The organism is Kosakonia pseudosacchari (assembly GCF_015167415.1).
GTDB classification, from domain to species: Bacteria; Pseudomonadota; Gammaproteobacteria; order Enterobacterales; family Enterobacteriaceae; genus Kosakonia; species Kosakonia pseudosacchari.
In genome coordinates this window covers 2,599,703-2,625,327 of sequence record NZ_CP063425.1, presented here as the reverse complement: position 1 = coordinate 2,625,327, position 25,625 = coordinate 2,599,703, and the positions used below count along the sequence as shown (strand labels likewise).

Here is a 25,625-nt window from a genome sequence, read left to right as displayed (position 1 = left end):
GGGGGCCCGATGGGGGACGAAAAGAGCTTAGCGCACACCCGATGGAACTGTAAATATCACATAGTTTTTGCGCCAAAATACCGAAGACAGGCGTTCTACGGAGAGAAACGCCTGGCGATAGGCAGCATTTTAAGAAAGCTGTGTGAGTGGAAAAAACGTACGGATCCTGGAAGCGGAATGCTGCGCAGATCATATCCATATGCTTGTGGAAATCCCGCCCAAAATGAGCGTATCCGGCTTTATGGGATATCTGAAAGGGAAAAGCAGTCTGATGCTTTATGAGCAGTTTGGCGATCTGAAATTCAAATACAGGAACAGGGAATTCTGGTGCCGGGGATATTACGTAGATACGGTAGGGAAGAACACGGAGAAGATACAGGAATACATAAAGCACCAGCTTGCAGAGGATAAAATGGGCGAGCAATTGTCGATCCCTTATCCGGGCAGCCCGTTTACGGGCCGTAAGTAAAGAAGTTTGATGCAAATGTCAGATCGTATGCGCCTGTTAGGGCGCGGCTGGTAACAGAGCCTTACAGGCGCATCTGAAAAACCTCCGGCTATGCCGGAGGATATTTATTTCTTTCCGCGCTTATTCGCGCCAGAGAATATGGCAAAGTTTGTGATCTTTTTCGCGGCACAGTAAGACGCGTGCGAAGATGTCATTGATTTCGCCGCCGTCGGTATCCGCAAGGCCAATGACTACCTCAGCGAAGAAGTCCGGGTTTAAATCGTAATCCACATGTTCCTGCCAGTCTTCGCCCGGATCGAACAACTCAGCGCCGCCACGCTCTTCAAACTGTAAGTTGAAAAGAATGATGTCCGCCGGGTCGAGATTGTCCGCTGCCAGTTCGAGGAAGATGTCGTAAGCCTGCTCAAGGGTTTCGTCTTCGGTCAGGCGATTATTCAGATCCATTTCCATGATTACCTCTTCACGTCTGTTGGGCACGTTTTACAGCAACGGACTGAAGAAGTAAAACAGTCGTTCAGCAATGCGGTGCCAGAACGGCCGTTTTACCCACAAACGGGCATCAAGTAAGCGGGAGCGGGAGATGTAATCATCCTGCACGGCCGCCAGATCGCCACCAAAACCAGCATCGTCAATCACCAGCGTAATTTCGAAATTCAGCCACAGGCTACGCATATCCAGATTCACGGTACCGATGAGACTCAGTTCGCCATCAACCAGCACGCTTTTGGTATGCAGCAAACCGCCTTCGAACTGGTAAATTTTTACGCCTGCGGCCAGCAACTCGCCAAAAAAGGCCCGGCTGGCCCAGCCGACCAGCAGCGAATCGTTTTTACGCGGCAGAATAATACTCACGTCCACACCGCGCTGCGCTGCCGTACAAATCGCATGCAGCAGGTCGTCGCTGGGCACGAAATAGGGCGTGGTCATAATTAAATATTCGCGTGATGCGTAGACGGCGGTTAGCAATGCCTGGTGGATTAGATCTTCCGGAAACCCTGGTCCGGAAGCAATGGTATGAATGGTGTGCCCGCTGGCCTCCTCAAAAGGCATGATGTTGGCATCAGGTGGCGGTGGAAGAATGCGTTTTCCGGTTTCTATTTCCCAGTCGCAAGAGTAAACAATCCCCATTGCCGTGGCGATTGGACCTTCCATCCGCGCCATTAAATCGACCCACTGACCGACGCCAGCATCTTGTTTAAAGAAACGCGGATCGACCAGATTCATGCTGCCGGTGTAGGCGATGTAATTATCAATCAACACGATTTTTCGATGCTGGCGTAAATCCATGCGGCGCAGGAAAACACGCATCAAATTCACTTTCAGCGCCTCGACCACTTCAATGCCGGCGTTTCGCATCATGGTTGCCCACGGGCTGCGGAAAAAGGCAACGCTGCCAGCAGAATCCAGCAACAAGCGACAGTGTACACCGCGGCGCGCTGCGGCCATTAACGATTCGGCCACCTGATCCGCCATTCCGCCAGGTTGCCAGATGTAGAACACCATCTCGATATTGTGGCGGGCGAGCTGAATGTCACGGATCAATGCCTGCATCACATCATCGGTCGAGGTGAGTAACTGCAACTGGTTGCCCTTAACCCCGGCAATCCCCTGGCGTCGCTCGCAGAGCTTGAAAAGCGATGACGCCACACCGCTGTTTTCTGTCGCAAAAATATGTTTGAAATTTTTTAAATCATTCAGCCATTTGGCGGTGGAAGGCCACATAGCGCGGGCGCGCTCGGCGCGACGTTTTCCAAGATGCAGTTCACCAAGGGAAAGATAGGCGATGATCCCAACCAGCGGCAGGATGTAAATAATCAATAACCACGCCATGGCAGAGGTGACAGCGCGGCGTTTCATCAATATGCGCAGTGTTACACCAGCAATCAGTAGCCAGTAACCTAAGACAATCAGCCAACTCATTACCGTGTAAAAAGCGGACATAGATAAAAATCCTTTTAAAAAAACGTATTTCATGAGTGTACGCATCCGCATTCATCTGGCAAATAAAAACGCTGAAAAGCGCTGGCCTGGCGAAGTTGACGGACTATAATGGCGTTTCTGTTAAGTTTTGAGTTGTAAAAATGAAGCGTAGTCGAACGGAAGTGGGGCGCTGGCGTATGCTGCGGCAGATGAGCCGCCGTAAAGCACGCTGGCTGGAAGCGCAATCACGTCGCAATATGCGCATCCACGCCATCAGGAAATGTGGCGTAAACCGTCATCGTAATGTGCTGTTATTCGCTATTTACGATCTTTAAAATCCGGGCACCGAACAGGTGCCCGCGATCGTTTCTGGGCTTAATGCTAAAGAGGGAATTGCCGTATGTCGGTAATGGATAATCTGCTGGCTTTTACCTTCGCCGCCACGCTTTTGACATTAACACCGGGGCTGGACACGGCGCTGATACTGCGCACCGCGACAGTTGAAGGGCGCAAAGAGGCGTTTAAAGCACAGATGGGAATCAACACCGGTTGCCTTATCTGGGGCGCAATGGTGGCATTTGGCCTGGGCGCGCTGATCGCCGTGTCTGAACTGGCGTACAACATCCTCAAATATTGCGGTGCCGCCTATTTATGCTGGTTGGGTCTGAATATGTTGCTGCGCCCGCGCCGATCGTTTGTTTCAGTAGCTACAAGCGAAACAAAATCGCAGAACTGGTTTATCAAAGGGATGTTCGGCAATGTGCTTAACCCGAAAGTGGGCATTTTTTATGTCTCATTTTTGCCGCAGTTTATCCCGCAGGGACAACCGCCGATCGCATGGACGTTTGGCCTGGTTTTTATTCATCTTTTCCTGGGCACCTGCTGGTCGACGCTGTTGATTACTGCCACGCGCCCATTAGCGTCATTCCTGCGTAAAGAAAAAGTCATACGCTGGATGGATCGTTGTACGGGCATGGTCTTTTTGCTGTTTGCCACCCGTCTGGCGCTCAGTAAACGTTAAAATTGTTCGGTAACCTATATGAATAAAGAAGCCTTTATTTTTCTCAGTATCGCCATTGTGATGGAAGTTATTGCCACCACGGCGCTGAAATCTTCCGACAGCTTTACCCGTTTATTACCCGCTATTATCAGCATTGCCGGGTATTGCATTGCGTTCTGGTGCCTGACAATTACGATGCGCACTCTTCCTACCGGGGTGATTTATGCAATCTGGTCAGGTGCGGGTATTGTGCTGATAGGTCTTGCTGGCTGGCTGGTACATGGGCAAAAACTGGATATGCCGGCAATCATGGGGATGGGGTTAATTATCGCCGGGGTGGTGATTATTAATCTTTTTTCCAAAAGCATTGGGCATTAAATAATAAAATGCCAGACCTCAGCGATCTGCCTGTCGATATATATTTCGCAACAGGTGGGCGATCGCGCTAATACGCCGCGATTTGCGTAGGCGCTGAACTCACCAGCAGGATGTGACGTGTCGCCTGGTTCTGAACCACCGGTAACGTAAAAGACCCGCCGGGGCGGGTCTTTTCTTTTTAGAATACTTTCTTGAACGGCTTCACTGTCACGTTCTGATAAACCCCGGCAGCGACGTAAGGATCGGCTTCTGCCCAGGACTTCGCCGCTTCCAGCGATTCAAACTCAGCAATCACCGTCGAGCCAGTGAAACCCGCAGCCCCTGGATCGTTGCTGTCGACAGCCGGCATTGGGCCAGCAGTCAGCAGGCGGCCTTCATCGTGCAGCAGTTGCAGTCTCGCCAGATGGGCAGGGCGCACGGACAAACGTTTTTCGAGCGAGTCAGCAATATCTTCAGCAAAAATAACGTACAGCACGGGCAGAACTCCTTACAGAATAAGAAAGCCATACCCTATGTGAAAGGTGAAATGACTGCAATGTAAAGATGGCAATGGCAGTAACATCCATGCAAAGTATGCGGCTTTTTTATCCATTTACCCGACTAAATCACCTGCGCATACGATGGCTTGTTGAATATGATTGCTATTTGCATTTAAAATCTAGCTCTGGTTTTTTAACTGACACGATTATGACTTCAATGACTCTTGATTTACCTCGCCGCTTTCCCTGGCCAACGCTATTGTCCGTCGGTATTCACGGCGCCGTCGTGGCGGGTCTGCTCTATACATCGGTACATCAGGTCGTTGAACTTCCTGCGCCCGCGCAGCCTATTACGGTAACGATGGTTTCGCCTGCCGATCTGGAGCCTCCCCAGGTTGCTCAACCGCCGGAGCCGGTGGCTGAACCGGAACCCGAGCCGGAACCCGTTCCTGAGCCACCGAAAGAAGCGCCAGTGGTGATTGAAAAAACCAAACCGCAGCCAAAACCTAAGCCAAAACCGAAACCGGAGAAAAAGATCGAGCAGCCGAAGCGCGAAGTGAAACCGGCAACGCCGCAACCGGCCTCGCCGTTCCAGAATAACGCGCCCGCGCGTCCGGTCGCGAATCCGACGCCGTCGGCGGCAACCCAGCCAGCGCCAGCGGTTCCTGCCGGCCCGCGTGCGCTGAGCCGCAATCAGCCGCAGTATCCGGCTCGCGCACAAGCGCTGCGTATTGAAGGCCGGGTAAAAGTGAAGTTTGATGTCACCGCTGATGGCCGCGTTGAGAACGTTGAAGTATTGTCGGCGCAACCAGCGAATATGTTTGAGCGCGAAGTAAAAGCGGCAATGCGAAAATGGCGTTATGAGTCCGGGAAACCGGGTTCGGGATTAATTGTGAATATTGTGTTCCGCCTGAATGGCGGTGCTTCAATGGAATAAAAAAAGCCTCCGCAAGGAGGCTTTTTTCTTAGTCCTGCGGTAGCGGGCGCGGTTTACCTTCGTTATCCACGGCGACGTAAATAAACAGCGCTTCCGTGGCTTTATAACGCTGACCAATTGGCTCGGATGAGACCTTCTTCACCCACACTTCAATATTAATGGTCACTGAGGTGTTGCCTCGTTTAACGCAGCGTGCATAACAGCATACCACGTCGCCCACCGCGACCGGGCGAAGAAAAGTCATGCCGTCAACGCGCACCGTCACCACGCGACCATGCGCAATTTCCTTGGCTTGTATTGCCCCGCCAATATCCATTTGTGACATTAACCAGCCGCCGAAAATATCGCCGTTGGCATTGGTGTCTGCTGGCATTGCTAATGTGCGTAAAACAAGCTCTCCCTGGGGAGTGTCCTGAGGGGTTGTCATTGTTATCTCTTCTGCTATGAGGGATTTATGGCGGGATGCTACTACGAATGCGGGGCGTTCGGAAAGAAAAAAGCCAGGCGCGCTGGCCTGGCTTTTAGTCTCAGGATTTGTCGTCCTGCGCGGGCATATGGCGGTAGATATAAACACCGCTTAACACGGTGAAGAGTAGCGTCAGGGCGGTTAAGCCAAACACTTTGAAATTCACCCAGATATTTTGCGGCAGCCAGAAGGCAATGTAGATATTCGCCAGACCACACAAAATAAAAAACAGAGCCCAGGCGATGTTCAGTTTGCCCCAAACGGCCTCCGGCAGCGCGATCTCTTTGCCAAGCATGCGCTGGATCAGCGGCTTTTTCATGACCCACTGGCTGAAGAGCAGCGCGGCAGCGAACAGGGCGTAAATCACCGTCACCTTCCATTTGATAAACTCATCGTTATGGAAGAAAAGGGTCAGCCCGCCGAATACGGCGACCAGCACAAAAGTAATCAGCGCCATCTTTTCTACTTTGCGATAACGCACCCAGCTGTAAATCAGCACGATAGCGGTCGCGATAATCAGCGCCGTGGTCGCCGCATAGATATCGTACAGTTTGTAAAAGGCGAAAAAGACCACCAACGGCAGAAAATCAAGAAACTGCTTCATTCTACGATTCCATCATAAGGGGTTGCCCGCAGGCGCGGGCAACCGGAACAATCACGAACGCATCAACATATAGAGGCGGAACAGATAAACCAGCAGCGCCGCTGAAATCAGGTTGCTCAGCGTATTGGCAATGACTTCGCCTCCTTCTACAGTGAACACCGCAAAGTTATGTGCGAACAGCAGCAGTAATGTTTTCGCCAGCAACCAACCTATCACCGCCGGCGCGACAAGACGCATATTCGCCCAGGCAAGGCGCATGCTGTTACGCATGGCAGCGAAAATCCCTGTTTTATCCTGCACCAGGATCACCGGGGCGAAAGCGAGCAGGATCGCCAGAATGACGCCCGGGACAATCACGAACATAATGCCGATTTGCACGATAAACGTGGTCAGCAGGATGAGTAAAAATAGCTTCGGCAACAGTGGCGCACTGGCACCAATCGCCCGCAAGGCGCTAATGCGCTGACCCGCAGAAATCATCTGGATCATCAGCAGTACGCCACCAACGAGAATGGCATTGCCAACAAGGCCGGAAAATGTCGACGCTGCAGAGGCGCGCAGCAGCACTCGTTGCTGCTCCGGCGTCATATTCTGCACCAGTTCAAACAACCCGACGCTGCCTGCAAGGTTATCCCCTTCACTTAAAATGGAGAGTTGCTCTTCACTGGGCTTAAAGGCGCTCCCAAGCAAGAACGTGATAAACGCACAAAGCAATGCAATCAGAAGAATAGTAACGAACTGATTACGAAAAAAATTCCCCGTGTCACGGTAAACGGACTTCGCCGTGATAGACATGCACTCTCCTTGAGTATAGCGGTGTTAAATTGCGGGCAATTGTACCCCGAATACACGCTCAGTGGCAGCATCGCTGCTTGTATGGAAAAGCATATCTTTGTAAAGAGGCGCTAAACCGTAGCGCGCGCGAGCACGATCGCAGGCTTCATTGACCTTTCCGTCTTCGCCGGACATCGCAAATTCCCGGCAGGGCGACGGTCTGTTCTCATAAATACTGCAACTGGCCGACTCGCCTGGCGTACCTTGTAGCGCCGTGCAGCGGCTCTGCTTTTGGTTGGTTCCGCTCATACAGCGCAGAAAGGGGGTTAGCGGCTCGGTGAGGTGAGCCGGGACAGGGCCGCCAGCGTCATCCGCTTCAGCCCAATAGAAAGAGACTCGAAAATACGCACAACAGGCTCCGCACGACATGCACGGATTCATATCACTCATAGCACACCTGCACTTAACGACGCATCAACATCAATTGTCAGGCCAATAAATTATCGCTGCTGCAGAATGCGCACAAGATGGACGAACAGGTATTTTTTTAACCATCTCACAAAGCGAAAATTGATTTAAATACAAAAGTTAATGAGTGTAACGAGCAGTGAAAATTAACCCAGATCAATGAATGTTAAATTACGGGGTTAAGTGTGATCTGTGTTGGATCACTTTGTACTCAGTTATAGGTATATTCACGGCGCGATAAAAACCTTAAACATGGAGTGGATATGAAGAAGTTAGCCGTGGCAGCATTGATCCTGAGTAGTCTTTCGACAGGGGTATACGCGCATGAAGCTGGCGAGTTTTTCATTCGAGCCGGTTCCGCGACGGTACGTCCGACGGAAGGTTCTGATAACGTTTTAGGCGCTCTGGGCAGTTTTAATGTCAGCAATAACACCCAACTTGGCGTTACGATGAGCTGGATGGCGACCGACAACATCGGCGTTGAATTACTCGCCGCGACGCCGTTTCGCCATCGCGTTGGCACCGGTCCAACCGGCGACATCGCCACTGTGCACCACCTGCCGCCGACATTAATGGCGCAGTGGTATTTCGGTGATTCACAGAGCAAACTGCGCCCGTACCTTGGGGCAGGGGTAAACTACACCACTTTCTTTGATGAGAAGTTTAACGATACCGGGAAAGCGGCCGGGCTGTCGGATTTGAGCTTGAAAGACTCCTGGGGCGTGGCGGGACAAGCCGGTGTGGATTACTTAATCAACCGCAACTGGCTGATTAATATGTCAGTCTGGTGGATGGATATCGATACGGATGTGCGTTTTAAAGCCAATGGTGAGCAACAAAGCGTACATACTCGCCTGGATCCGTGGGTGTTTATGTTCTCTGCTGGCTACCGTTTTTAAGCGTATTGTGGAAACTGGTTTCCCGATAACCAGTTTCCACGCATTTCTACGCCCTATCACCAGCCTATTTAACCGCTTCCAACACCATCACGCTACGCACATCAGACGCAAAGAGCCCCACAAGCATATCCTGTGCGTCTTAAGCAACGAAACGCAGAGACAATTTGCGAGGCCGAAAGTGAGATGACGCATTACGAATGCCAACCTGTAGCACGCTTTCGCGCCGCTATCGGCGTATTCGTGACAAGCCCGCTGACACATCATCCCGCGCCATAAACGAACGCCCCGAACGCGCTACTCGCAATAGCGGCAGGTCATATACGCACCCGCTACACAGAGGGTCAACGGCACAAAAAAACTGAAATCCATGCCGGTGAATTCCAGCAGCAGCACAATGGCGGTGAGTGGCATTTGCATGGATGAGGCGAGAAAAGCCGCGCCGCCAGTCAGGGCGAATTCCGCCATACTGCCATCGGGGAAAAATTGCCCCACCAGCAGGAACATCAACGCGCCCAGCAGGGCTCCGATCGCCAGCCCTGGCGTGAGCAGGCCACCTTCGGCTCCGCTACGCAGTACCATCCAGATACTCAGCACTTTCAACCCAATCAACATTGCCGCCAGCGGCAGCGTAACGTCTCCGCCGAAACTAAGTTGTACCGGTCCGCGGCCATTGCCTGGTAATTGTGGAAACCAGATAGCGAGCAAGCCGAGGCAGACAAAAGCGATAAAACAGAAGACCGGCATCTGCCAGTTGCTTTTCACCTGGGCCCGCGCGCTTTTTGTCATCCGCCGGAACAGACTGGCGGCATAGCCGAACAACGGGCCGGACAGGGTCGCCCAGATAATCAAAGAGAGGGGCGCTGTGGGAGCGGTAAAGAGATACTGTCGCTCGTTGCCTAGCACCAGCGACGCCACAAATGCGGCAAGCGCGCAGGTAACAATGGCGGCAATGACCGCATCCCAACTTATCGTGACCAGCAGAACCTCAAGGGTGAAAATCGCGCCCGCCAGCGGGACGTTATACACCGCCGCCAGACCGGCACCTGCGCCGCAGGCGATCAATAATCTGGTCTCTTGTGCATTTAATCCGATATGCCTTGCAACTCTTTCGCCAAACAGAGCGCCGACTTCACGCGGGGCGCTTTCCCGCCCGAGCGGTGAGCCCATCGCTACGGTGACAACTTGCAACAGCGCATGGGTTAAGGTGGTGAAAGCGGGCATCGGGCGTTGAACATCTTTTAGCGCAGCGACCACGCTAACGCGTTTTTTTGCATAGCGCGCCAGCAGCCACCAGCCCCAGCCTGCCACCACACCCGCAGCCGCAAGGGAAGTAAAACGGCGCAGGGCGCTGGCATCCGTTACGCCCTGCAGAAAGGGAGCGCCACCGATCAGCGATTGCTGGCTATAACCGAAAGCGAGGTGCTGGATGGCATGCAGCAGAAGGGCAATCAACATGCCCGCCGCACCGGAAAGTAACCCGGTCAGCAGCAGGGCCAGCCAGCGACGTTGCCAGCCAGAATCAGGGATCTCACGCATGGTGTTTTTATCGGCATCCTTATTTTTCGGATTATTATTCCACAGAAAAGATGAACCTTTTAACAATGCGCCAGGAAAATGAGGGGATAAACAGGAAAGAGCACCGCCTGCATCAACAGGCGGTGCGGGAGGTTAACGCGGTAAAGTAGCGCCTTTCAGGCTCTGCACAAAGGCTTTCAGTTCAGCCAGCATTGCCGTCGGGTTGGCGAGATTTTTCTCGATGATTTTCACAATCGCTGAACCGGAAATCGCCCCGGCGGCACCCGCTTCTACGGCTGCGCTAACCTGATCTGGTGCGGAAATACCGAAGCCCTGCAGCGCAGGCGCAGCGTGATACTCGGTAAGTTTTTCCACCAGATGGTGCAGTGGCAGCGCCGCACGGTTTTCCGCGCCTGTTACCCCGGCGCGCGAAAGCAGATAGGTATACCCCCGGCCATAAGAGGCAATCTGGCGCAGCAAATCGTCGTCCGCGTTTGGCGGGCAAATAAAGATAGGCGCGATATTGTGGCGCAACGCCGCCTGGCGGAACGGTGCGGACTCTTCAATCGGCACATCTGCCACCAGCACGGAATCAACGCCGACTTTTGCACACTGGGCATAGAATTCGTCAATACCCCGGCTGAAAACCAGGTTGGCATACATCAGCAAGCCAATAGGGATTGTCGGGTGCTTCTGGCGAATGGCCGCCAGCATTTCGAAGCATTGTGACGGTGTCACTCCAGCAGCAAAAGCGCGCAGCGTGGCGTTCTGAATGGTCGGGCCGTCAGCCAGCGGATCGGAAAACGGGATCCCCAGCTCCAGCGCATCCGCACCCGCTTCAATCAGCGTATCAATGATTTTGAGCGACTGTTCCAGGGAGGGATCGCCCAGCGTGACGAAGGGAACGAATGCACCTTCTTTGCGCGCGTTTAGCTGTTTGAATAAATTGTCATAGCGTTCCATCAGATTTCCCCTCGCGCTTTCAGGATGTCATGTACGGTAAAAATGTCTTTGTCGCCGCGCCCGGAAAGGTTCACCACCAGCAACTGCTCTTTGTCCGGGTTCTCGCGCATCATTTTTAGCGCATGGGCGAGGGCGTGCGAGGATTCCAGCGCCGGAATGATGCCTTCATGACGGCACAGGGTTTTGAATGCGTCCAGCGCTTCGTCATCGGTGATGGAAACATAGTCGGCACGCCCGGTACTGTTGAGGTAGGCATGCTGCGGCCCAACAGACGGGAAATCTAGACCTGCAGAGATGGAGTAAGACTCTTCAATCTGGCCTTCATCTGTCTGCATCATCGGTGACTTCATGCCAAAATAGATGCCCACGCGGCCATGTTTCAGCGGTGCGCCGTGCTCGCCAGTTTCAATACCGTGACCTGCCGGTTCCACACCAATCAGGCCGACCGAGGTTTCGTCGATAAAGTCGGCAAACATACCGATCGCGTTAGAACCACCGCCCACGCAGGCGATAACGGCATCCGGCAGACGTCCCTCTTTTTCAAGGATCTGCGCTTTGGTCTCTTCGCCGATCATGCGCTGGAATTCGCGAACAATGGTCGGGAAAGGGTGCGGACCCGCCGCCGTTCCCAGCATATAGTGCGCGGTTTCATAGCTACCAGACCAGTCGCGCAGCGCCTCGTTACAGGCATCTTTCAGCGTGGCGGAGCCGCTATGTACCGGGATCACTTCCGCACCCATTAAGCGCATGCGGAACACGTTAGGTGACTGGCGTTCAACGTCTTTCGCGCCCATATAAATGCGACATTTCAGCCCAAGCAGGGCGCTCGCCAGCGCCGATGCCACGCCATGCTGACCCGCCCCCGTTTCGGCGATAATTTCGGTTTTGCCCATGCGTTTTGCCAGCAGCGCCTGACCCAGCACCTGGTTGGTTTTGTGCGCGCCGCCGTGCAGCAAATCTTCACGCTTGAGGTAAAGCGTGGTGCGCGTGCCGGCGGTAATGTTCTGGCATTTGGTCAGCGCGGTCGGGCGTCCGGCGTAGTTTTTCAGCAGGTCGTTAAATTGTTGCTGAAACTCGGCATCACTCTGCGCGCTGACAAAGGCCTCTTCGAGCTGGCGCAGCGCCGGCATCAGGATTTGCGGAACGAACATTCCGCCAAACTCGCCAAAATAGGGATTCAGTAGTGTCGTCATTATCTTCTTTCCTTAATAAGCGCGCAGTGTGCGGAAAACCGAGGCCAGTTTGCTGGCATCTTTGATACCCGGCTCCGACTCCACGCCTGAATTAAAATCGAGTCCGGCACAGCCGGTTTTCGCCGCCTGCACGCAATTGTCTGCGCTCAGGCCACCGGCCAGGATCACGTTATCCAGCGGTTCGCCTGCCAGTAGCGACCAGTCGAAACTTTTACCGCTGCCGCCCTGGCCGTTATCAAACACGTATTTATCGACGTGCCGGAAGCGCCGCTCGGGCAGGCTGTCGCCAACGCTGAGCGCTTTCCAGATTTGCGTCTTCGCTGGCAGACGCTCGCGCAGCGTATCGATATAAGCCTGATCTTCATCGCCATGCAGTTGGACGGCAACCAGATCCAGCGCGTTAACGTTAGCCACTACCTCTTCTGGATCTGCATTGCGGAACACCCCGACATATTGTAGCGGTGCGGCCTGTTTCACCGCTTGCGCCTGCGCTTGCGTTACGGCGCGCGGAGAACTGGCAACGAAGATCAAGCCGCCGTAAATGGCGCCGGCCTGATGTGCTGCCTGCGCATCTTCCGGGCGGGTCAGCCCGCAGACTTTGTTTTCACCCAGCAAAACGCGTTTCACCGCCGCATCAAGATCGTCATGGGACATCAGCGCGGAACCAATCAGAAACCCATTGGCAAAATGGCTGAGTTCACGCACCTGGGCATAAGTGTTGATGCCAGATTCGCTGATAACCGTCACGCCCGTGCCAAGGCGTGGTGCGAGTTCACGGGTGCGGTTCAAATCGATGGAAAGGTCGCGCAGGTCACGGTTGTTGATGCCGACCACTTTCGCTTCCAGCGCGATAGCGCGTTGCAATTCCTCTTCATTACTGACTTCCGTCAGCACGCCCATATTCAGGCTATGCGCGACAGCGGCAAGCTGGCGATACTGCTCATCGTCGAGTACCGAAAGCATCAGCAGGCACGCGTCTGCCTGGTAGTGACGCGCCAGGTAAATCTGATAAGCGTCAATAATAAAGTCTTTGCACAGGATTGGCTGCGGCGCGATGCCGCTGACAATCGGCAGAAAATCAAAACTGCCCTGGAAATATTTTTCATCCGTCAACACGGAAATCGCCGACGCATGATGTTTGTAGATAGCTGCAATGCGCGCCGGGTCAAAATCATTGCGGATCACGCCCTTGGAGGGCGAAGCTTTTTTGCACTCCAGAATGAACGCTGTCCGCGCACCTTGCAGGGCATCGTAGAAGCGACGCGTGCTTGGCACGACATCGTTCTGAAAACTGGCCAGCGGTTGTTGCTCCTTGCGCGCCGCTACCCATACGGCTTTATCGGCGACGATTTTCGCTAAAACGGTCTGCATTTTTTATCCTCTTGCCGCAAGTGCGGTGACTTTGTCGTAGGCTGCTCCGCTGTGCAGCACATCCAGAACTTTTTGCGCGTTGGCCTGTAAATCCTCTTCACCGTGCAGACGCATCAACATGGCGACATTGGCGGCGACGGCGGCTTCATGCGCGGCCTCACCTTTACCCTGGAGTAAGCGTGTCAGAATGTCACGGTTTTCTTCCGGTGTACCGCCCGCCAGCGCCTCCTGATGGTACGGCGTCAGGCCAAAATCGGCAGCGGTGAGTTGGTAACTTTTGATTTCGCCATCGTGCAATTCAGCAACCAGTGTAGGTGCATGCAGTGATACTTCGTCCATGCCGCCGCTATGCACGACCGCCGCACGTTGATAACCGAGTACGCGCAGGGTTTCGGCAATCGGCAGCACCAGCTCCGGGCTGTAGACGCCGATCAGCGCCAGCGGCGGATGCGCCGGGTTAATCAACGGGCCGAGCACGTTGAACAGGGTTCGGGTTTTCAACTGCTGGCGTACCGGCATTGCGTGGCGAAAACCGGTGTGGTACTTCGGTGCAAACAGGAAACAGACACCCAGCTCATCCAGCGCGGTACGCGATTTATCGGCATTCATGTCCAGATTGATACCAAATGCCGCCAGCAAATCCGAAGATCCGGAACGGCTCGAAACGCTGCGATTGCCGTGTTTGGCGACTTTCAGCCCGCACGCCGCGGCGACAAATGCGCTGGCGGTGGAAATATTGATGCTGTTGCTGCCGTCGCCACCCGTGCCGACAATATCGGCAAAAGCATAGTCCGGGCGCGGGAACGGCGCGGCATTCTCCAGCAGTGCAGTGGCGGCTCCGGCGATCTCATTGGGATGCTCACCGCGAATTTTCATACTCACCAGTGCGGCCGCCAGTTGTTCCGGCTTCAGCTCGCCGCGCACCACCGCAGAGAAAAGCTGGTGGCTCTCCTGCTGGCTGAGCGTTTGCGCCTGATAGAGTTTTTCCAGAATCGGTTGCAGGGTATTCGTCTGCTCCAGTTTTTGCAGCGCCCATGCCAGGGTTTGCTCCAGCAAACGTGCGCCTTGCGTGGTTAAAATCGACTCCGGGTGGAACTGGAAACCACACACGCGATCGGCGTCGTGACGTACCGCCATCACCATGCCGTTAAAGTGGGCATTGATGGTTAATCCTGCCGGGATGTTACTGCCCACCAGCGAGTGGTAACGCGCAACGGGAAGCGGGTTGCTTAAGCCCGCGAACATGGCCTGGCCATCGTGTTCGATACTTGAGGCTTTACCATGCAGGATTTCACCCGCCTGGCCGACGTAGCCGCCATAGGCTTCAACAATCGCCTGGTGACCGAGGCAGATGCCGATAATCGGTAACTTGCCGCGCATCCGCGTAAGCAGTTCCGGCATGCAGCCCGCTTCAGAAGGTGCCCCCGGGCCAGGTGAAAGCATCAGCACCGGGTTTTGCATCGTCTGAAGGCGGTCAATCAAGGTCTGTGCCGGAACATGGTTACGGTAAATCACCACGTTGTGTCCGCTCGCACGCAGCTGATCCGCCAGGTTGTAAGTAAAGGAATCGATATTATCAAGCAGCAGAATGTCAGCCATCAGAAAGTCTCCTGAGCGTGGTGTGCGGTGGCGATAGCGCGCAGAACCGCGCGGGCTTTATTACGGGTTTCATCGGCTTCAGATTGCGGAACGGAATCCAGCACTACACCAGCGCCTGCCTGTACCGTTGCCACACCATCCTCCACCCACGCAGAACGAATCACGATGCAGGTATCCAGATCGCCATGCGCAGTGAAATAACCCACCGCACCGCCGTAACTACCGCGGCGCGCGCCCTCCGCTTTAGCAATTAACTGCATTGCACGCACTTTCGGCGCACCGCTCAGGGTGCCCATGTTCATGCAGGCGCGGTAGGCGTGCAGAACATCAAGATCCTGACGCAGTTCACCCACCACGCGTGAAACCAGGTGCATGACGTAAGAGTAGCGATCGACTTTGGTCAAATCGGCGACATAGCGGCTGCCGGGGGTGCAGATGCGCGCCAGATCATTGCGCGCCAGATCCACCAGCATTAAGTGTTCTGACAGCTCTTTGTGGTCGGTACGCATCTCCAGCTCAATGCGGCTGTCAAGATCGCGATCCAGCGAACCATCCGGGCGGCGTCCGCGTGGACGTGTGCCGGCGATAGGGTAGATCTCAATCTGGCGGTTGCTGGCGTCGTATTTCAGCGAGCTTTCCGGGGAGGCTCCGAACAGGGTGAAATCGTTATCCTGCATGAAGAACATGTACGGGCTGGGATTGCTCTTTTTTAACACTTCATAAGCAGCCAGCGGCGAAGGGCAAGGTAGGGTGAAGCGGCGAGAAGGCACCACCTGGAAAATCTCGCCCGCGCGAATCGCTTTTTGCATGTCGCGAACCACTGCGCCGTACTCTTCATCACTCTGGTTGCAGTCGCAGCGCATATGTTCAACTTTCTCGACCGGCAACGGCTCGGCGGGCCGATCCAACTGCTGGCGCAGGGTGTCGATGCGCTGAAGCAGGCGGTCTTTTTCCTGTGCTGAAGGGGTAAATAAGCTGGCCTGGATACGCGTTTGCTGTTTCTGGTGGTCGATCACCAGTAAGGTTTCGGCGAGATAAAAGCAGTAGTCCGGGCAACGGCGATCGTGCGTCAGCTGCGGTAAGTCTTCAAAACCGGCCACCAGGTCATACGCGAACAAGCCGCCAAAAAACATGGCTTCGCGTTCATCGGCAGGGACATCGACCAGGTTTTGTAACAAGCGAAAAGCATCAAACACGGAAAGCGAGCAGAGACGTGCATCTTCGTCCAGCAGGCTGCTGACCGGCGGGAACCGCAGTTCGCGACCTTCAGGCAGCAGGGTGTTTTCAACACCGGCCGGAAGGGCGTTATCCAGCAGCGCCAGCAGTGCGGCGCCATTTTCAGTTAATGCTGAAATAGTGACAGTGTCACCCAGCGCGGTGATACGCAATGCGCTATCAACCAGCAACAGGCTTTTTAAGTCGCTTTTACTGTCAATATCTGCTGATTCCAGTAGCAACGTTGCCGGGCGGGTGGCGCACAATTGATGGAACAGCGCCGTCGGGTTACTGCGGTAGCTGGCGTTGCTGGTCAGAAGTTCGAGTGCTGGTTTTTGCGTTTGCATAGTCGCTCTCATTATTTATTTTGTTCAAAAAAAAGCCCGCTGGATGAGCGGGCCTGGTATCGGTATGCTGAATGCGCACGTGATCTCACAGCCCTTGTCAGGGAGTGCGCCACCAGCGAGTAACAGAGAAATGTGCATTCATGTTTGCGATACCTTGTTGTGTGAACTTGCGTACTAGTTAACTGGTTCAGGAAAAGAAAGTCAACCTCGAATTCAGAAAATATTCTCTGGACTGTATGATAGGCGACAAACCGACGTCCTGATGAATTAGCGGAGCCGCTTTGAGCGACACGAATTACGCCATTATTTACGATCTTCACAGCCATACGACGGCCTCTGATGGTCTGCTTTCCCCCGAACAACTGGTGCATCGTGCGATTGAAATGCGCGTCGGTACGCTGGCGATAACCGACCACGATACCATCGATGCCATTCCTGTTGCCCGTGCGGAAATTGTCCGCGCCGGGCTGGATTTACAGCTTATCAGCGGTGTGGAGATCTCCACCGTCTGGGAAAATCACGAAATACATATTGTTGGTCTGAATATTGATATTGACCACCCGGCGATGCGCACTTTTTTGCAGGCGCAATCTGAACGCCGGGTTCAGCGGGCGAAGCTGATTGCTGAACGTTTAGAAAAAGCGCACATTCCCGGTGCGTGGGAAGGCGCTCAACGGCTGGCGCAGGGGGCGAACGTAACGCGCGGGCACTTTGCCCGTTTCCTGGTGGAACAGGGCAAAGCGAGCAATATTGCCGATGTGTTTAAAAAGTATCTTGCACGGGGGAAAACGGGATACGTTCCTCCCCAGTGGTGTACAATAGAACAAGCTATTGATGTGATTCATCATTCTGGCGGAACGGCAGTAATGGCCCATCCTGGTCGCTATAACCTTTCTGCTAAATGGCTGAAAAGACTGCTGGCGTATTTTGCACAGTGCGGCGGTGAGGCGATGGAAGTCGCCCAATGCCAGCAGGCTCCCAACGAGCGAACGCAGCTCGCCGCGTATGCCCGTCAGTTTGGTTTACTGGCGTCGCAAGGGTCGGATTTCCATCAGCCTTGCCCATGGATTGAACTGGGGCGCAAACTCTGGCTTCCGGCCGGTGTTGATGGCGTATGGCTGAAATGGGAGCAGCCGCAACAGAACAGAGAGAGGGAAGTATGAGTCAATTTTTTTATATTCATCCGGAAAACCCCCAGCCGCGTTTGATTAACCAGGCGGTAGAAATTGTGCGTAAAGGCGGCGTCATCGTGTATCCCACCGATTCCGGTTATGCGTTGGGCTGCAAAATTGAAGACAAAGGGGCGATGGAGCGTATTTGCCGCATTCGCCACCTGCCGGATGGCCACAACTTCACGCTGATGTGCCGTGATTTATCGGAACTGTCGACCTATGCTTTTGTCGATAATGTGGCCTTTCGCCTGATTAAAAATAATACGCCTGGCAATTACACGTTTATCCTGAAAGGTACAAAAGAGGTGCCGCGCCGTTTATTGCAGGAAAAACGTAAAACGATTGGTCTGCGCGTGCCGTCAAACCCGATTGCGCTGGCGCTGCTGGAAACGCTCAACGAGCCGATGCTTTCCACCTCGTTAATGCTGCCGGGCAGTGATTTTACCGAATCCGATCCGGATGAAATTAAAGATCGGCTGGAAAAAGTGGTGGATTTAATTATCCACGGTGGCTATCTCGGTCAACAACCGACGACGGTGGTGGATTTAACTGAATCAACACCGGAGGTTATTCGCGAAGGGGTTGGCGACGTTAAGCCTTTCTTATAGTGGCGCAAGCCGCTATACTACGCGGCCATTTCAGCAGCGGCTTCGCCGACCTGATGACCCTATTCGACGCCTGTGAAGGCGACACCTGAAGGAAGCTCTATGAGCGAGAAACTACAAAAAGTGCTGGCGCGAGCTGGCCACGGTTCCCGCCGTGAAATCGAATCTATTATTGAGGCTGGCCGCGTAAGCGTGGACGGCAAAATCGCCACGCTGGGAGATCGCGTGGAAGTGACGCCTGGTCTGAAAATTCGCATCGATGGTCACCTCATTTCGGTGAAAGAGTCCGTGGAGCAGATTTGCCGCGTGCTGGCGTACTACAAACCGGAAGGTGAACTCTGTACGCGTAACGATCCGGAAGGACGCCCGACTGTTTTTGATCGTCTGCCGAAACTGCGCGGTGCGCGCTGGATCGCGGTAGGTCGCCTCGACGTTAATACTTGCGGCCTGTTGCTGTTTACCACCGATGGTGAACTGGCGAACCGCCTGATGCACCCGAGCCGTGAAGTTGAGCGTGAATACGCCGTCCGAGTCTTTGGCGAAGTCGATGATGCGAAATTGCGCGATCTGTCGCGTGGTGTGCAGCTGGAAGATGGGCCGGCGGCGTTCAAAACCATCAAGTTCAGCGGGGGCGAAGGCATTAACCAGTGGTACAACGTCACCCTGACTGAAGGGCGTAACCGTGAAGTGCGTCGCCTGTGGGAAGCGGTTGGCGTACAGGTCAGTCGCCTGATCCGCGTACGCTACGGTGATATTCCGCTGCCAAAAGGCTTGCCGCGCGGCGGCTGGACGGAGCTGGATTTAGCACAAACCAACTACCTGCGTGAGCTGGTGGGACTGGACGCGGAAACGCAATCCAAAGTGGCCGTGGAGAAGGATCGCCGTCGCATGAAAGCGAACCAGATCCGTCGTGCGGTGAAACGCCACAGCCAACCGGCTGGCAAGTCCGGTGGTGGTCGTCGTCCCGGCAGTTCACGTAATAAAAGCGACTGATTTTTATAAAGAATAAGAGAAAAGGGGCGAAAGCCCCTTTTTTTGTTGCGAGCCGAAAATCCTTGCCAGCGGATGTGGAGCTGATTTGGTTCAACCTGATCGCTTGCGTGAAATCTCACGTGCTGACAGACGTTGCTTGTTAAGATTCCGGCTCGGCTTCCTGAGACAAAAAAGCTCCGCTTTCGATGACCGAAGGCTTACATTGCGTCAGTAATCTATACCTTGTTGTGCTTTCACTCCCGCCTCAAAAGCGTGTTTCACTGGCCGTAATTCACTGACAGTATCCGCCAGGTCAAGAATATCGCGGTGGCAGCCGCGTCCGGTGATTATGACCGTCTGGTTTGCCGGGCGTTTGCGTAACGCCTCCAGTACCGTTTCCAGCGGCAGGTAATCATAAGCCACCATATAGGTCAGTTCATCCAATAGCACCATATCAAGCGCAGGATCGGCCAGCATTCGTTCGGCATGTTGCCAGACCGCCAGGCACGCGGCGGTGTCGCTTTCGCGGTTTTGTGTATCCCAGGTAAAACCGGTTGCCATCACCTGGAATTCCACGCCCAGTGGCTCCAGCAGGTTGCGTTCGCCATTCGGCCACGTCCCTTTGATAAACTGAATCGCGCCCACTTTTTTTCCATGGCCGACGGCGCGTGTTGCAGTACCGAACGCGGCGGTGGTTTTCCCTTTGCCGTTCCCGGTAAAGACAATAATGATCCCGCGTTCATCCTGCGCGGCGGCGACGCGCGCATCGACACGCTCTTTTACGCGCTGCTGGCGCTGCTGATAGCGTTCTTCGCTCATTGTGAAATTCCTGGTTTGCGCCCCGGTTGGGCATCAAAACTCATCCCGGTTTTACGGCGGCTGTCATCGCCCATCAGCCACAGGTAAAGCGGCATAATATCGGCGGGGGTTTTCAGTTTATCTGGATCTTCGGTTGGAAAGGCGCTGGCACGCATTTTGGTGCGCGTACCGCCAGGGTTAATACAGTTGACCCGCACACGGTTTTGATACTCTTCGGCCAGTACCTGCATCATCCCTTCGGTGGCAAATTTCGACACAGCGTAAGCGCCCCAGTTGGCACGTCCCTTGCGTCCAACACTCGAGGAGGTGAAAACCAGAGAGCCGCAGTCCGATTTAAGTAATAAAGGAAGAAGCGCCTGAGTGAGATAAAAGGTGGCATTGACGTTGACCTGCATCACCTCGTTCCAGACGGCCGGAACCTGCTCGCTCATTGGCGCGACATCCCCGAGTAAACCGGCATTATGCAATACACCGTCCAGGCGCGGCACGGTCGCCGCAATGGCATCGGCCAGTTGCTGGCACATTTCCGGGGTACAATTTGCCATATCGAGGGTAAACCACTGCGCGCGCTGGCCTTCTTGTTCAACCTCGCGCGCAACTTGCTGTAATTTCGCTTCGTTTCGGCCCAGTAAAATGAGGCTCGCGCCGTGGCGGGCGTAGGTCAGCGCCGCTTCTTTACCGATGCCGTCGCTGGCACCGGTCACCAGAATAATGCGATCGTTTAACAAATCGCGTTGTGGCTGATAATACACACTCTCTCCTCAGGCCAGGGCCTGTTATCGCCTTCACATGTTGGCTTTATGCCTTAAACAGAGGGCTATTTCAATCAGCCTGCGGGAAGGTTACGCGACCTTTACGAAAAAATTCAGCAACATGGCACATTGTACCAATGGCTTACGCGAGACGTGCCAGCATCGCTCATGTACACTGGTGCGATTGTCGAGTGGTGTAATCGAGGTGGTATGCATGGAATTACTGTCTGAGTATGGCCTGTTTCTGGCCAAAATCGCGACTGTGGTCGTGGCGATAGCTGTTGTAGCCGTGCTGATTGTTAATTTGACACAGCGCAAACGCCAGCGGGGAGAGCTGAAAGTCACCCGTTTGAGTGAGCAATATAAAGAGATGCAAGAGGAGATGTCAGTCTCCTTGCTGGATGAGCATCAACAGAAACGTTGGCACAAAGCGCAGAAGAAAAAACTGAAGCTGGAAGCGAAAGCGGCAAAAGCGAAGGCGAAGGACAGTGAACAGCAAGAAAAAGGCACACCGCGTGCCTATGTGCTCGATTTTAAAGGCAGCATGGACGCGGGCGAAGTCAACGCATTACGTGAAGAGATAACCGCGGTGCTGGCGGTGGCAACGCCGCAGGATCAAGTTGTTGTGCGCCTGGAAAGCCCGGGAGGCGTGGTACATGGTTACGGTCTTGCCGCTTCCCAGTTACAACGTCTGCGTGACAAGCACATTCCATTGACCATCGCTGTCGACAAAGTGGCTGCCAGCGGCGGCTATATGATGGCTTGTGTGGCCGATAAAATTGTTGCGGCACCGTTCGCAATCATTGGTTCTATCGGCGTGGTAGCGCAGATCCCCAACTTTAACCGCTTCCTCAAAGGCAAAGAGATCGACATTGAGCTGCACACGGCGGGCCAGTTCAAACGTACTCTGACACTGCTTGGCGAAAATACGGAAGAAGGGCGGCAGAAATTTCGCGAGAGCCTGAACGAAACTCACGATCTGTTTAAAGGTTTTGTTCACCAGATGCGGCCTGAACTGGATATTGAAAGCGTGGCGACGGGCGAGCACTGGTACGGCTCCCAGGCACTTGATAAAGGGTTGATTGACGCCATTGGCACCAGCGACGATCTGCTGTTGGGTCTTATCGAAGATCACGAAGTGATTGGCGTGCGTTATCAGCAACGTAAAAAACTGATGGAGCGGTTTACGGGCAGTGCGATGGAAAGCATCGATCACTTGTTGATGCGCTGGTGGCAGCGCGGGCAAAAACCGATGATGTAAAAAACGCGAGGCTCAGGCCTCGCGTTTTCTTTAGTCGATCAGATGATATTTTTCAGAAAGCTCATGCGCTAAGTATTTGAACATATTGAATACCGCTGTGCTTTTCGCCGTCGGTAAGCCTTGCTCATCAAGAAAATACTCGCCGCTGAAAACCAGCACGCCGTTACGCTGGCTGACGCCGGTGGCGGCGATACCGGATAGCGTGTCTTCATGCTCACTGATAAGTCGATTAGCCAGTTCAAGCAGAGACTGGCGATCGATTGGCTGAGATGTCTCTTGCATTTTTCTACTCCTTCAAAAATTTCGTCAGTTTACCGCCGGCCCGGTTCCCGGGCAAATTTCCCTGTTTTTGCAAGGGCTTTGCCCGGTCGTTGTGCTGGCGCGATCCGCCTTTGCATGCTAATAAAGTTGCGTAACAAATTTTATCAGGTACAGTGTGACGCTTTCGTCAATCTGGCAACAGATTTGCTTGACATTCGACCAGAATATCGTTGTGCTACTCCGCCCTGGCGCGAAAAAGCCTGTAAACTCAGTCACCTGAACGCTCCGTTTTACGCGCTTTGTTAAAAAAAGGGTTGATATCCATTGACGCCGCCGCAATATTGAATGTTCGTCGCCGGTGGGTTGAAGCGACATGCGACGAATTTCTGGAAGAATTTAATTAGGTAAAGGTGAATATGGGTAAAGCTCTCGTTATCGTTGAGTCCCCGGCAAAAGCCAAAACGATCAATAAATATCTGGGTAATGACTATGTGGTTAAATCCAGCGTTGGTCATATCCGTGATTTGCCGACCAGTGGCTCAGCACCCAAAAAGAGCGCAGACTCAGCCTCCGCCAAAACGGCTAAGAAGCCTAAAAAGGATGAACGCGGCGCTCTTGTCAATCGCATGGGGATCGACCCATGGCACAACTGGGATGCACATTATGAAGTGCTGCCAGGCAAAGAGAAGGTGGTTTCCGAGCTGAAGTCGCTGGCGGAAAAAGCCGACCACATCTATCTCGCAACCGACCTTGACCGCGAAGGGGAAGCCATTGCGTGGCACCTGCGGGAAGTGATCGGTGGCGATGAGAAACGCTACAGCCGTGTAGTGTTCAACGAAATTACCAAGAATGCGATTCGTCAGGCCTTTGAAAAGCCGGGCGAACTGAATATTGACCGTGTGAATGCTCAACAGGCGCGCCGTTTTATGGACCGCGTGGTGGGCTACATGGTTTCTCCACTGCTGTGGAAGAAAATTGCCCGCGGCCTTTCCGCTGGCCGTGTACAGTCCGTAGCCGTGCGTTTGGTTGTGGAGCGTGAACGCGAAATTAAAGCGTTTGTGCCGGAAGAGTTCTGGGAAATTGATGCCGCCACAGCAACGCCGAATGGCGATACGCTGCCGCTGCAGGTGACCCATGAAGGTGATAAAGCCTTCCGTCCGGTTAATCGCGAGCAAACCATGGCGGCGGTCAGCCTGCTGGAAAAAGCGCGTTATACAGTGCTGGAGAGGGAAGATAAACCGACCAGCAGCAAGCCGGGTGCACCCTTTATTACTTCTACGCTGCAACAGGCCGCCAGTACGCGTCTGGGTTTTGGCGTGAAGAAAACCATGATGATGGCGCAGCGTCTGTATGAAGCGGGCTACATCACCTATATGCGTACCGACTCGACAAACCTGAGTCAGGACGCTGTGTCGATGGTGCGCAGCTATATTACTGATAACTTCGGTAAAAAGTACTTGCCGGAGAATGCCAATCAGTACGCCAGCAAAGAGAATTCTCAGGAAGCGCACGAAGCTATTCGTCCTTCTGATGTCGCGGTGTTAGCTGAATCGTTAAAAGACATGGAAGCCGACGCGCAGAAGCTTTATCAGCTGATCTGGCGCCAGTTTGTCGCCTGTCAGATGACGCCTGCGCAGTATGATTCCACAACGCTGACTGTCGGCGCGGGCGATTTCCGTCTTAAAGCTCGTGGTCGTATCCTGCGTTTTGATGGCTGGACAAAAGTCATGCCCGCGCTGCGCAAAGGCGATGAGGATCGTACGTTGCCTGCGGTGAATAAAGGCGATGTTCTTTCGCTTATCGAGTTAACGCCGGCCCAGCATTTTACTAAGCCGCCTGCGCGTTTTAGCGAAGCTTCGCTGGTAAAAGAGCTGGAAAAACGTGGTATTGGCCGCCCGTCTACCTATGCGTCGATCATCTCGACCATTCAGGACCGGGGCTATGTGCGTGTTGAAAGCCGCCGTTTCTACGCGGAAAAAATGGGTGAAATTGTTACCGATCGTCTGGAAGAGAATTTCCGCGAACTGATGAACTACGATTTTACCGCACAGATGGAAGACAGCCTCGACCGCGTGGCGAACCACGAAGCCGAATGGCGCAAGGTGCTGGATAGCTTCTTTGGCGATTTCTCTCGCCAACTGGAACAAGCTGAACAGGATCCTGAAGCGGGCGGTATGCGTCCGAACCAGATGGTGCTGACCAGCATCGACTGCCCGACATGTGGCCGTAAAATGGGTATTCGCACCGCCAGCACCGGGGTTTTCCTTGGCTGTTCCGGCTATGCGTTACCGCCGAAAGAGCGCTGCAAAACCACCATTAACCTGGTGCCGGAAAACGAAGTGCTCAATGTGCTGGAAGGCGAAGACGCGGAAACCAACGCGCTGCGTGCTAAACGTCGTTGCCAGAAATGTGGTACGGCGATGGACAGCTACCTGATCGATCCGAAGCGTAAACTGCATGTCTGTGGTAATAACCCGACCTGCGATGGCTACGAGATTGAAGAGGGCGAATTCCGCATCAAAGGCTATGACGGCCCAATCGTTGAGTGTGAAAAATGCGGTTCTGAAATGCACCTGAAAATGGGGCGTTTTGGTAAGTATATGGCTTGCACCAACGATGAATGTAAAAACACGCGTAAGATCCTGCGTAATGGTGAAGTGGCACCGCCGAAAGAGGATCCGGTACCGTTGCCGGAACTGCCGTGCGAAAAATCGGATGCCTATTTTGTTCTGCGTGATGGCGCAGCCGGTGTGTTCCTCGCGGCGAATACGTTCCCGAAATCTCGCGAAACACGTGCACCGCTGGTAGAAGAACTGTACCGCTTCCGCGACCGTCTGCCGGAAAAACTGCGCTATCTTGCGGACGCGCCGCAGGAAGATCCGCAAGGCAATAAAACCATTGTGCGTTTCAGCCGTAAGACCAAACAGCAATATGTTGCTTCGGAAAAAGACGGGAAAGCGACCGGGTGGTCAGCGTTTTATATCGACAATAAATGGACTGAAGCTAAAAAGTAGTGTTTTCAGCCGTATACCTTCAGGGGCCGGTTTTCCGGCCCTTTTTATTTGCGCGTTATTATTCTTTGTTCGCTGCTATACACGGAAGCTATAAATGATATAGTTGTTATAGCTAACCGCTTTTTTATTATCAAATCGTATTAAGCGATAACCCCGTTTGCGTACTTCGGAT

26 protein-coding genes, 1 pseudogene and 1 other annotated feature are annotated in these 25,625 nt (G+C 53.8%); of the genes and pseudogenes, 11 read left to right on the top strand and 16 right to left on the bottom strand.

Annotated features, from left to right (window positions below; genetic code table 11):
• Positions 1–9: 9 nt before the first annotated feature.
• Positions 10–469, top strand: a pseudogene (gene tnpA / locus IP581_RS12305) (IS200/IS605 family transposase).
• Positions 470–589: 120 nt separating this feature from the next.
• Here tnpA and IP581_RS12300 read toward each other — a convergent pair.
• A complete protein-coding gene (locus IP581_RS12300; protein WP_016495844.1) occupies positions 590–919 on the bottom strand; it encodes an HI1450 family dsDNA-mimic protein in 330 nt (109 codons plus the stop codon).
• A 30-nt stretch (positions 920–949) separates the two neighbouring features.
• A complete protein-coding gene (cls, locus tag IP581_RS12295) occupies positions 950–2,410 on the bottom strand; it encodes a cardiolipin synthase (protein WP_016495845.1) in 1,461 nt (486 codons plus the stop codon).
• Between the two features lie 140 nt (positions 2,411–2,550).
• Here cls and IP581_RS12290 point away from each other — a divergent pair, with 140 nt between their 5' ends.
• The 3 genes from IP581_RS12290 to IP581_RS12280 all read left to right on the top strand — a co-directional run bounded on the left by IP581_RS12290 (position 2,551) and on the right by IP581_RS12280 (position 3,767).
• Entirely contained in the window at positions 2,551–2,724 is a 174-nt protein-coding gene (locus IP581_RS12290) for a YciY family protein (protein ID WP_017457170.1), read from the top strand.
• A 65-nt stretch (positions 2,725–2,789) separates the two neighbouring features.
• Positions 2,790–3,410, top strand: a complete 621-nt coding sequence (locus tag IP581_RS12285) for a LysE family translocator (protein WP_193820503.1) — start codon at positions 2,790–2,792, stop codon at positions 3,408–3,410.
• 18 nt (positions 3,411–3,428) lie between these two features.
• A complete protein-coding gene (locus IP581_RS12280; protein ID WP_086868654.1) occupies positions 3,429–3,767 on the top strand; it encodes an SMR family transporter in 339 nt (112 codons plus the stop codon).
• A gap of 178 nt (positions 3,768–3,945) precedes the next feature.
• Here IP581_RS12280 and IP581_RS12275 read toward each other — a convergent pair whose 3' ends face one another.
• Positions 3,946–4,242 (bottom strand): YciI family protein, encoded by a 297-nt coding sequence (locus IP581_RS12275; protein WP_016495849.1) that lies wholly within the window; start codon positions 4,240–4,242, stop codon positions 3,946–3,948.
• Positions 4,243–4,463: 221 nt separating this feature from the next.
• Here IP581_RS12275 and tonB point away from each other — a divergent pair, with 221 nt between their 5' ends.
• Complete coding sequence (gene tonB, locus IP581_RS12270) at positions 4,464–5,183, top strand: TonB system transport protein TonB (protein WP_193822689.1); 720 nt, start codon at positions 4,464–4,466, stop codon at positions 5,181–5,183.
• Between the two features lie 28 nt (positions 5,184–5,211).
• Here tonB and yciA read toward each other — a convergent pair whose 3' ends face one another.
• From yciA to IP581_RS12250, 4 genes are all read right to left on the bottom strand, one after another.
• The gene (gene yciA, locus IP581_RS12265) at positions 5,212–5,610 is read right to left on the bottom strand and encodes an acyl-CoA thioester hydrolase YciA (protein ID WP_086868656.1); all 399 of its coding nucleotides are present in this window, start codon (positions 5,608–5,610) and stop codon (positions 5,212–5,214) included.
• 100 nt (positions 5,611–5,710) lie between these two features.
• Positions 5,711–6,253 (bottom strand): septation protein A, encoded by a 543-nt coding sequence (locus IP581_RS12260; RefSeq protein ID WP_016495852.1) that lies wholly within the window; start codon positions 6,251–6,253, stop codon positions 5,711–5,713.
• 51 nt (positions 6,254–6,304) lie between these two features.
• Positions 6,305–7,048 (bottom strand): YciC family protein, encoded by a 744-nt coding sequence (locus IP581_RS12255; protein ID WP_193820502.1) that lies wholly within the window; start codon positions 7,046–7,048, stop codon positions 6,305–6,307.
• Between the two features lie 24 nt (positions 7,049–7,072).
• On the bottom strand, positions 7,073–7,477 hold the full coding sequence (locus IP581_RS12250) for a YkgJ family cysteine cluster protein (RefSeq protein ID WP_086868661.1): 405 nt from the start codon (positions 7,475–7,477) through the stop codon (positions 7,073–7,075).
• A gap of 281 nt (positions 7,478–7,758) precedes the next feature.
• Between IP581_RS12250 and ompW the strand changes: the two genes are divergently transcribed.
• Positions 7,759–8,394, top strand: a complete 636-nt coding sequence (gene ompW / locus IP581_RS12245) for an outer membrane protein OmpW (protein ID WP_086868663.1) — start codon at positions 7,759–7,761, stop codon at positions 8,392–8,394.
• Positions 8,395–8,688: 294 nt separating this feature from the next.
• Here ompW and IP581_RS12240 read toward each other — a convergent pair whose 3' ends face one another.
• The 6 genes from IP581_RS12240 to IP581_RS12215 form a co-directional block, all read right to left on the bottom strand.
• Positions 8,689–9,930 carry a chloride channel protein gene (locus IP581_RS12240; protein ID WP_228007759.1) on the bottom strand — a complete coding sequence of 414 codons (1,242 nt, stop codon included), beginning with the start codon at positions 9,928–9,930 and terminating at the stop codon, positions 8,689–8,691.
• Between the two features lie 132 nt (positions 9,931–10,062).
• Positions 10,063–10,872, bottom strand: a complete 810-nt coding sequence (gene trpA / locus IP581_RS12235) for a tryptophan synthase subunit alpha (protein WP_193820500.1) — start codon at positions 10,870–10,872, stop codon at positions 10,063–10,065.
• Positions 10,872–12,065 carry a tryptophan synthase subunit beta gene (gene trpB, locus IP581_RS12230; RefSeq protein WP_086868667.1) on the bottom strand — a complete coding sequence of 398 codons (1,194 nt, stop codon included), beginning with the start codon at positions 12,063–12,065 and terminating at the stop codon, positions 10,872–10,874. The genes trpA and trpB overlap by 1 nt, the downstream gene beginning before the upstream one ends.
• Positions 12,066–12,077: 12 nt before the next feature.
• On the bottom strand, positions 12,078–13,436 hold the full coding sequence (gene trpCF, locus IP581_RS12225; protein WP_193820499.1) for a bifunctional indole-3-glycerol-phosphate synthase TrpC/phosphoribosylanthranilate isomerase TrpF: 1,359 nt from the start codon (positions 13,434–13,436) through the stop codon (positions 12,078–12,080).
• Between the two features lie 3 nt (positions 13,437–13,439).
• Entirely contained in the window at positions 13,440–15,035 is a 1,596-nt protein-coding gene (gene trpD, locus IP581_RS12220) for a bifunctional anthranilate synthase glutamate amidotransferase component TrpG/anthranilate phosphoribosyltransferase TrpD (RefSeq protein ID WP_097399711.1), read from the bottom strand.
• Positions 15,035–16,597: an anthranilate synthase component 1 gene (locus IP581_RS12215; protein WP_193820498.1), complete on the bottom strand. Its 1,563-nt coding sequence runs from the start codon at positions 16,595–16,597 to the stop codon at positions 15,035–15,037. Before IP581_RS12215 ends, trpD begins: the two co-directional genes overlap by 1 nt.
• Before the next feature lie 26 nt (positions 16,598–16,623).
• Positions 16,624–16,718: a sequence feature (Trp leader region), on the bottom strand.
• A 145-nt stretch (positions 16,719–16,863) separates the two neighbouring features.
• Here IP581_RS12215 and rnm point away from each other — a divergent pair.
• The 3 genes from rnm to rluB all read left to right on the top strand — a co-directional run bounded on the left by rnm (position 16,864) and on the right by rluB (position 19,367).
• Complete coding sequence (rnm, locus tag IP581_RS12210) at positions 16,864–17,760, top strand: RNase RNM (RefSeq protein WP_193822688.1); 897 nt, start codon at positions 16,864–16,866, stop codon at positions 17,758–17,760.
• Positions 17,757–18,377, top strand: coding sequence for an L-threonylcarbamoyladenylate synthase (locus IP581_RS12205; RefSeq protein WP_016495863.1), 621 nt, complete (start codon positions 17,757–17,759; stop codon positions 18,375–18,377). The genes rnm and IP581_RS12205 overlap by 4 nt, the downstream gene beginning before the upstream one ends.
• Positions 18,378–18,476: 99 nt before the next feature.
• A complete protein-coding gene (gene rluB, locus IP581_RS12200; RefSeq protein WP_097399714.1) occupies positions 18,477–19,367 on the top strand; it encodes a 23S rRNA pseudouridine(2605) synthase RluB in 891 nt (296 codons plus the stop codon).
• Between the two features lie 207 nt (positions 19,368–19,574).
• Here rluB and cobO read toward each other — a convergent pair whose 3' ends face one another.
• Both cobO and IP581_RS12190 read right to left on the bottom strand, forming a co-directional pair.
• Positions 19,575–20,165, bottom strand: coding sequence for a cob(I)yrinic acid a,c-diamide adenosyltransferase (gene cobO / locus IP581_RS12195; protein WP_097401102.1), 591 nt, complete (start codon positions 20,163–20,165; stop codon positions 19,575–19,577).
• Positions 20,162–20,917, bottom strand: a complete 756-nt coding sequence (locus IP581_RS12190) for a YciK family oxidoreductase (protein WP_193820497.1) — start codon at positions 20,915–20,917, stop codon at positions 20,162–20,164. Before IP581_RS12190 ends, cobO begins: the two co-directional genes overlap by 4 nt.
• A 214-nt stretch (positions 20,918–21,131) precedes the next feature.
• Here IP581_RS12190 and sohB point away from each other — a divergent pair, with 214 nt between their 5' ends.
• Positions 21,132–22,178 (top strand): protease SohB, encoded by a 1,047-nt coding sequence (gene sohB / locus IP581_RS12185; RefSeq protein WP_086868677.1) that lies wholly within the window; start codon positions 21,132–21,134, stop codon positions 22,176–22,178.
• Positions 22,179–22,208: 30 nt separating this feature from the next.
• Here sohB and IP581_RS12180 read toward each other — a convergent pair whose 3' ends face one another.
• Positions 22,209–22,460: a YciN family protein gene (locus IP581_RS12180; RefSeq protein ID WP_193820496.1), complete on the bottom strand. Its 252-nt coding sequence runs from the start codon at positions 22,458–22,460 to the stop codon at positions 22,209–22,211.
• A gap of 395 nt (positions 22,461–22,855) precedes the next feature.
• Between IP581_RS12180 and topA the strand changes: the two genes are divergently transcribed.
• The gene (topA, locus tag IP581_RS12175; RefSeq protein WP_086868681.1) at positions 22,856–25,453 is read left to right on the top strand and encodes a type I DNA topoisomerase; all 2,598 of its coding nucleotides are present in this window, start codon (positions 22,856–22,858) and stop codon (positions 25,451–25,453) included.
• Positions 25,454–25,625: the final 172 nt, after the last annotated feature.

What these genes read in the sequence shown, in the direction of transcription:
- IP581_RS12300 (WP_016495844.1), bottom strand. Translation starts at nt 919, where the DNA reads ATGGAAATGGATCTGAATAATCGCCTGACCGAAGACGAAACCCTTGAG.
- cls (WP_016495845.1), bottom strand. Translation starts at nt 2,410, where the DNA reads ATGTCCGCTTTTTACACGGTAATGAGTTGGCTGATTGTCTTAGGTTAC.
- IP581_RS12290 (WP_017457170.1), top strand. Translation starts at nt 2,551, where the DNA reads ATGAAGCGTAGTCGAACGGAAGTGGGGCGCTGGCGTATGCTGCGGCAG.
- IP581_RS12285 (WP_193820503.1), top strand. Translation starts at nt 2,790, where the DNA reads ATGTCGGTAATGGATAATCTGCTGGCTTTTACCTTCGCCGCCACGCTT.
- IP581_RS12280 (WP_086868654.1), top strand. Translation starts at nt 3,429, where the DNA reads ATGAATAAAGAAGCCTTTATTTTTCTCAGTATCGCCATTGTGATGGAA.
- tonB (WP_193822689.1), top strand. Translation starts at nt 4,464, where the DNA reads ATGACTCTTGATTTACCTCGCCGCTTTCCCTGGCCAACGCTATTGTCC.
- yciA (WP_086868656.1), bottom strand. Translation starts at nt 5,610, where the DNA reads ATGACAACCCCTCAGGACACTCCCCAGGGAGAGCTTGTTTTACGCACA.
- IP581_RS12260 (WP_016495852.1), bottom strand. Translation starts at nt 6,253, where the DNA reads ATGAAGCAGTTTCTTGATTTTCTGCCGTTGGTGGTCTTTTTCGCCTTT.
- IP581_RS12255 (WP_193820502.1), bottom strand. Translation starts at nt 7,048, where the DNA reads ATGTCTATCACGGCGAAGTCCGTTTACCGTGACACGGGGAATTTTTTT.
- IP581_RS12250 (WP_086868661.1), bottom strand. Translation starts at nt 7,477, where the DNA reads ATGAGTGATATGAATCCGTGCATGTCGTGCGGAGCCTGTTGTGCGTAT.
- ompW (WP_086868663.1), top strand. Translation starts at nt 7,759, where the DNA reads ATGAAGAAGTTAGCCGTGGCAGCATTGATCCTGAGTAGTCTTTCGACA.
- IP581_RS12240 (WP_228007759.1), bottom strand. Translation starts at nt 9,930, where the DNA reads ATGCGTGAGATCCCTGATTCTGGCTGGCAACGTCGCTGGCTGGCCCTG.
- trpA (WP_193820500.1), bottom strand. Translation starts at nt 10,872, where the DNA reads ATGGAACGCTATGACAATTTATTCAAACAGCTAAACGCGCGCAAAGAA.
- trpB (WP_086868667.1), bottom strand. Translation starts at nt 12,065, where the DNA reads ATGACGACACTACTGAATCCCTATTTTGGCGAGTTTGGCGGAATGTTC.
- trpCF (WP_193820499.1), bottom strand. Translation starts at nt 13,436, where the DNA reads ATGCAGACCGTTTTAGCGAAAATCGTCGCCGATAAAGCCGTATGGGTA.
- trpD (WP_097399711.1), bottom strand. Translation starts at nt 15,035, where the DNA reads ATGGCTGACATTCTGCTGCTTGATAATATCGATTCCTTTACTTACAAC.
- IP581_RS12215 (WP_193820498.1), bottom strand. Translation starts at nt 16,597, where the DNA reads ATGCAAACGCAAAAACCAGCACTCGAACTTCTGACCAGCAACGCCAGC.
- IP581_RS12205 (WP_016495863.1), top strand. Translation starts at nt 17,757, where the DNA reads ATGAGTCAATTTTTTTATATTCATCCGGAAAACCCCCAGCCGCGTTTG.
- rluB (WP_097399714.1), top strand. Translation starts at nt 18,477, where the DNA reads ATGAGCGAGAAACTACAAAAAGTGCTGGCGCGAGCTGGCCACGGTTCC.
- cobO (WP_097401102.1), bottom strand. Translation starts at nt 20,165, where the DNA reads ATGAGCGAAGAACGCTATCAGCAGCGCCAGCAGCGCGTAAAAGAGCGT.
- sohB (WP_086868677.1), top strand. Translation starts at nt 21,132, where the DNA reads ATGGAATTACTGTCTGAGTATGGCCTGTTTCTGGCCAAAATCGCGACT.
- IP581_RS12180 (WP_193820496.1), bottom strand. Translation starts at nt 22,460, where the DNA reads ATGCAAGAGACATCTCAGCCAATCGATCGCCAGTCTCTGCTTGAACTG.
- topA (WP_086868681.1), top strand. Translation starts at nt 22,856, where the DNA reads ATGGGTAAAGCTCTCGTTATCGTTGAGTCCCCGGCAAAAGCCAAAACG.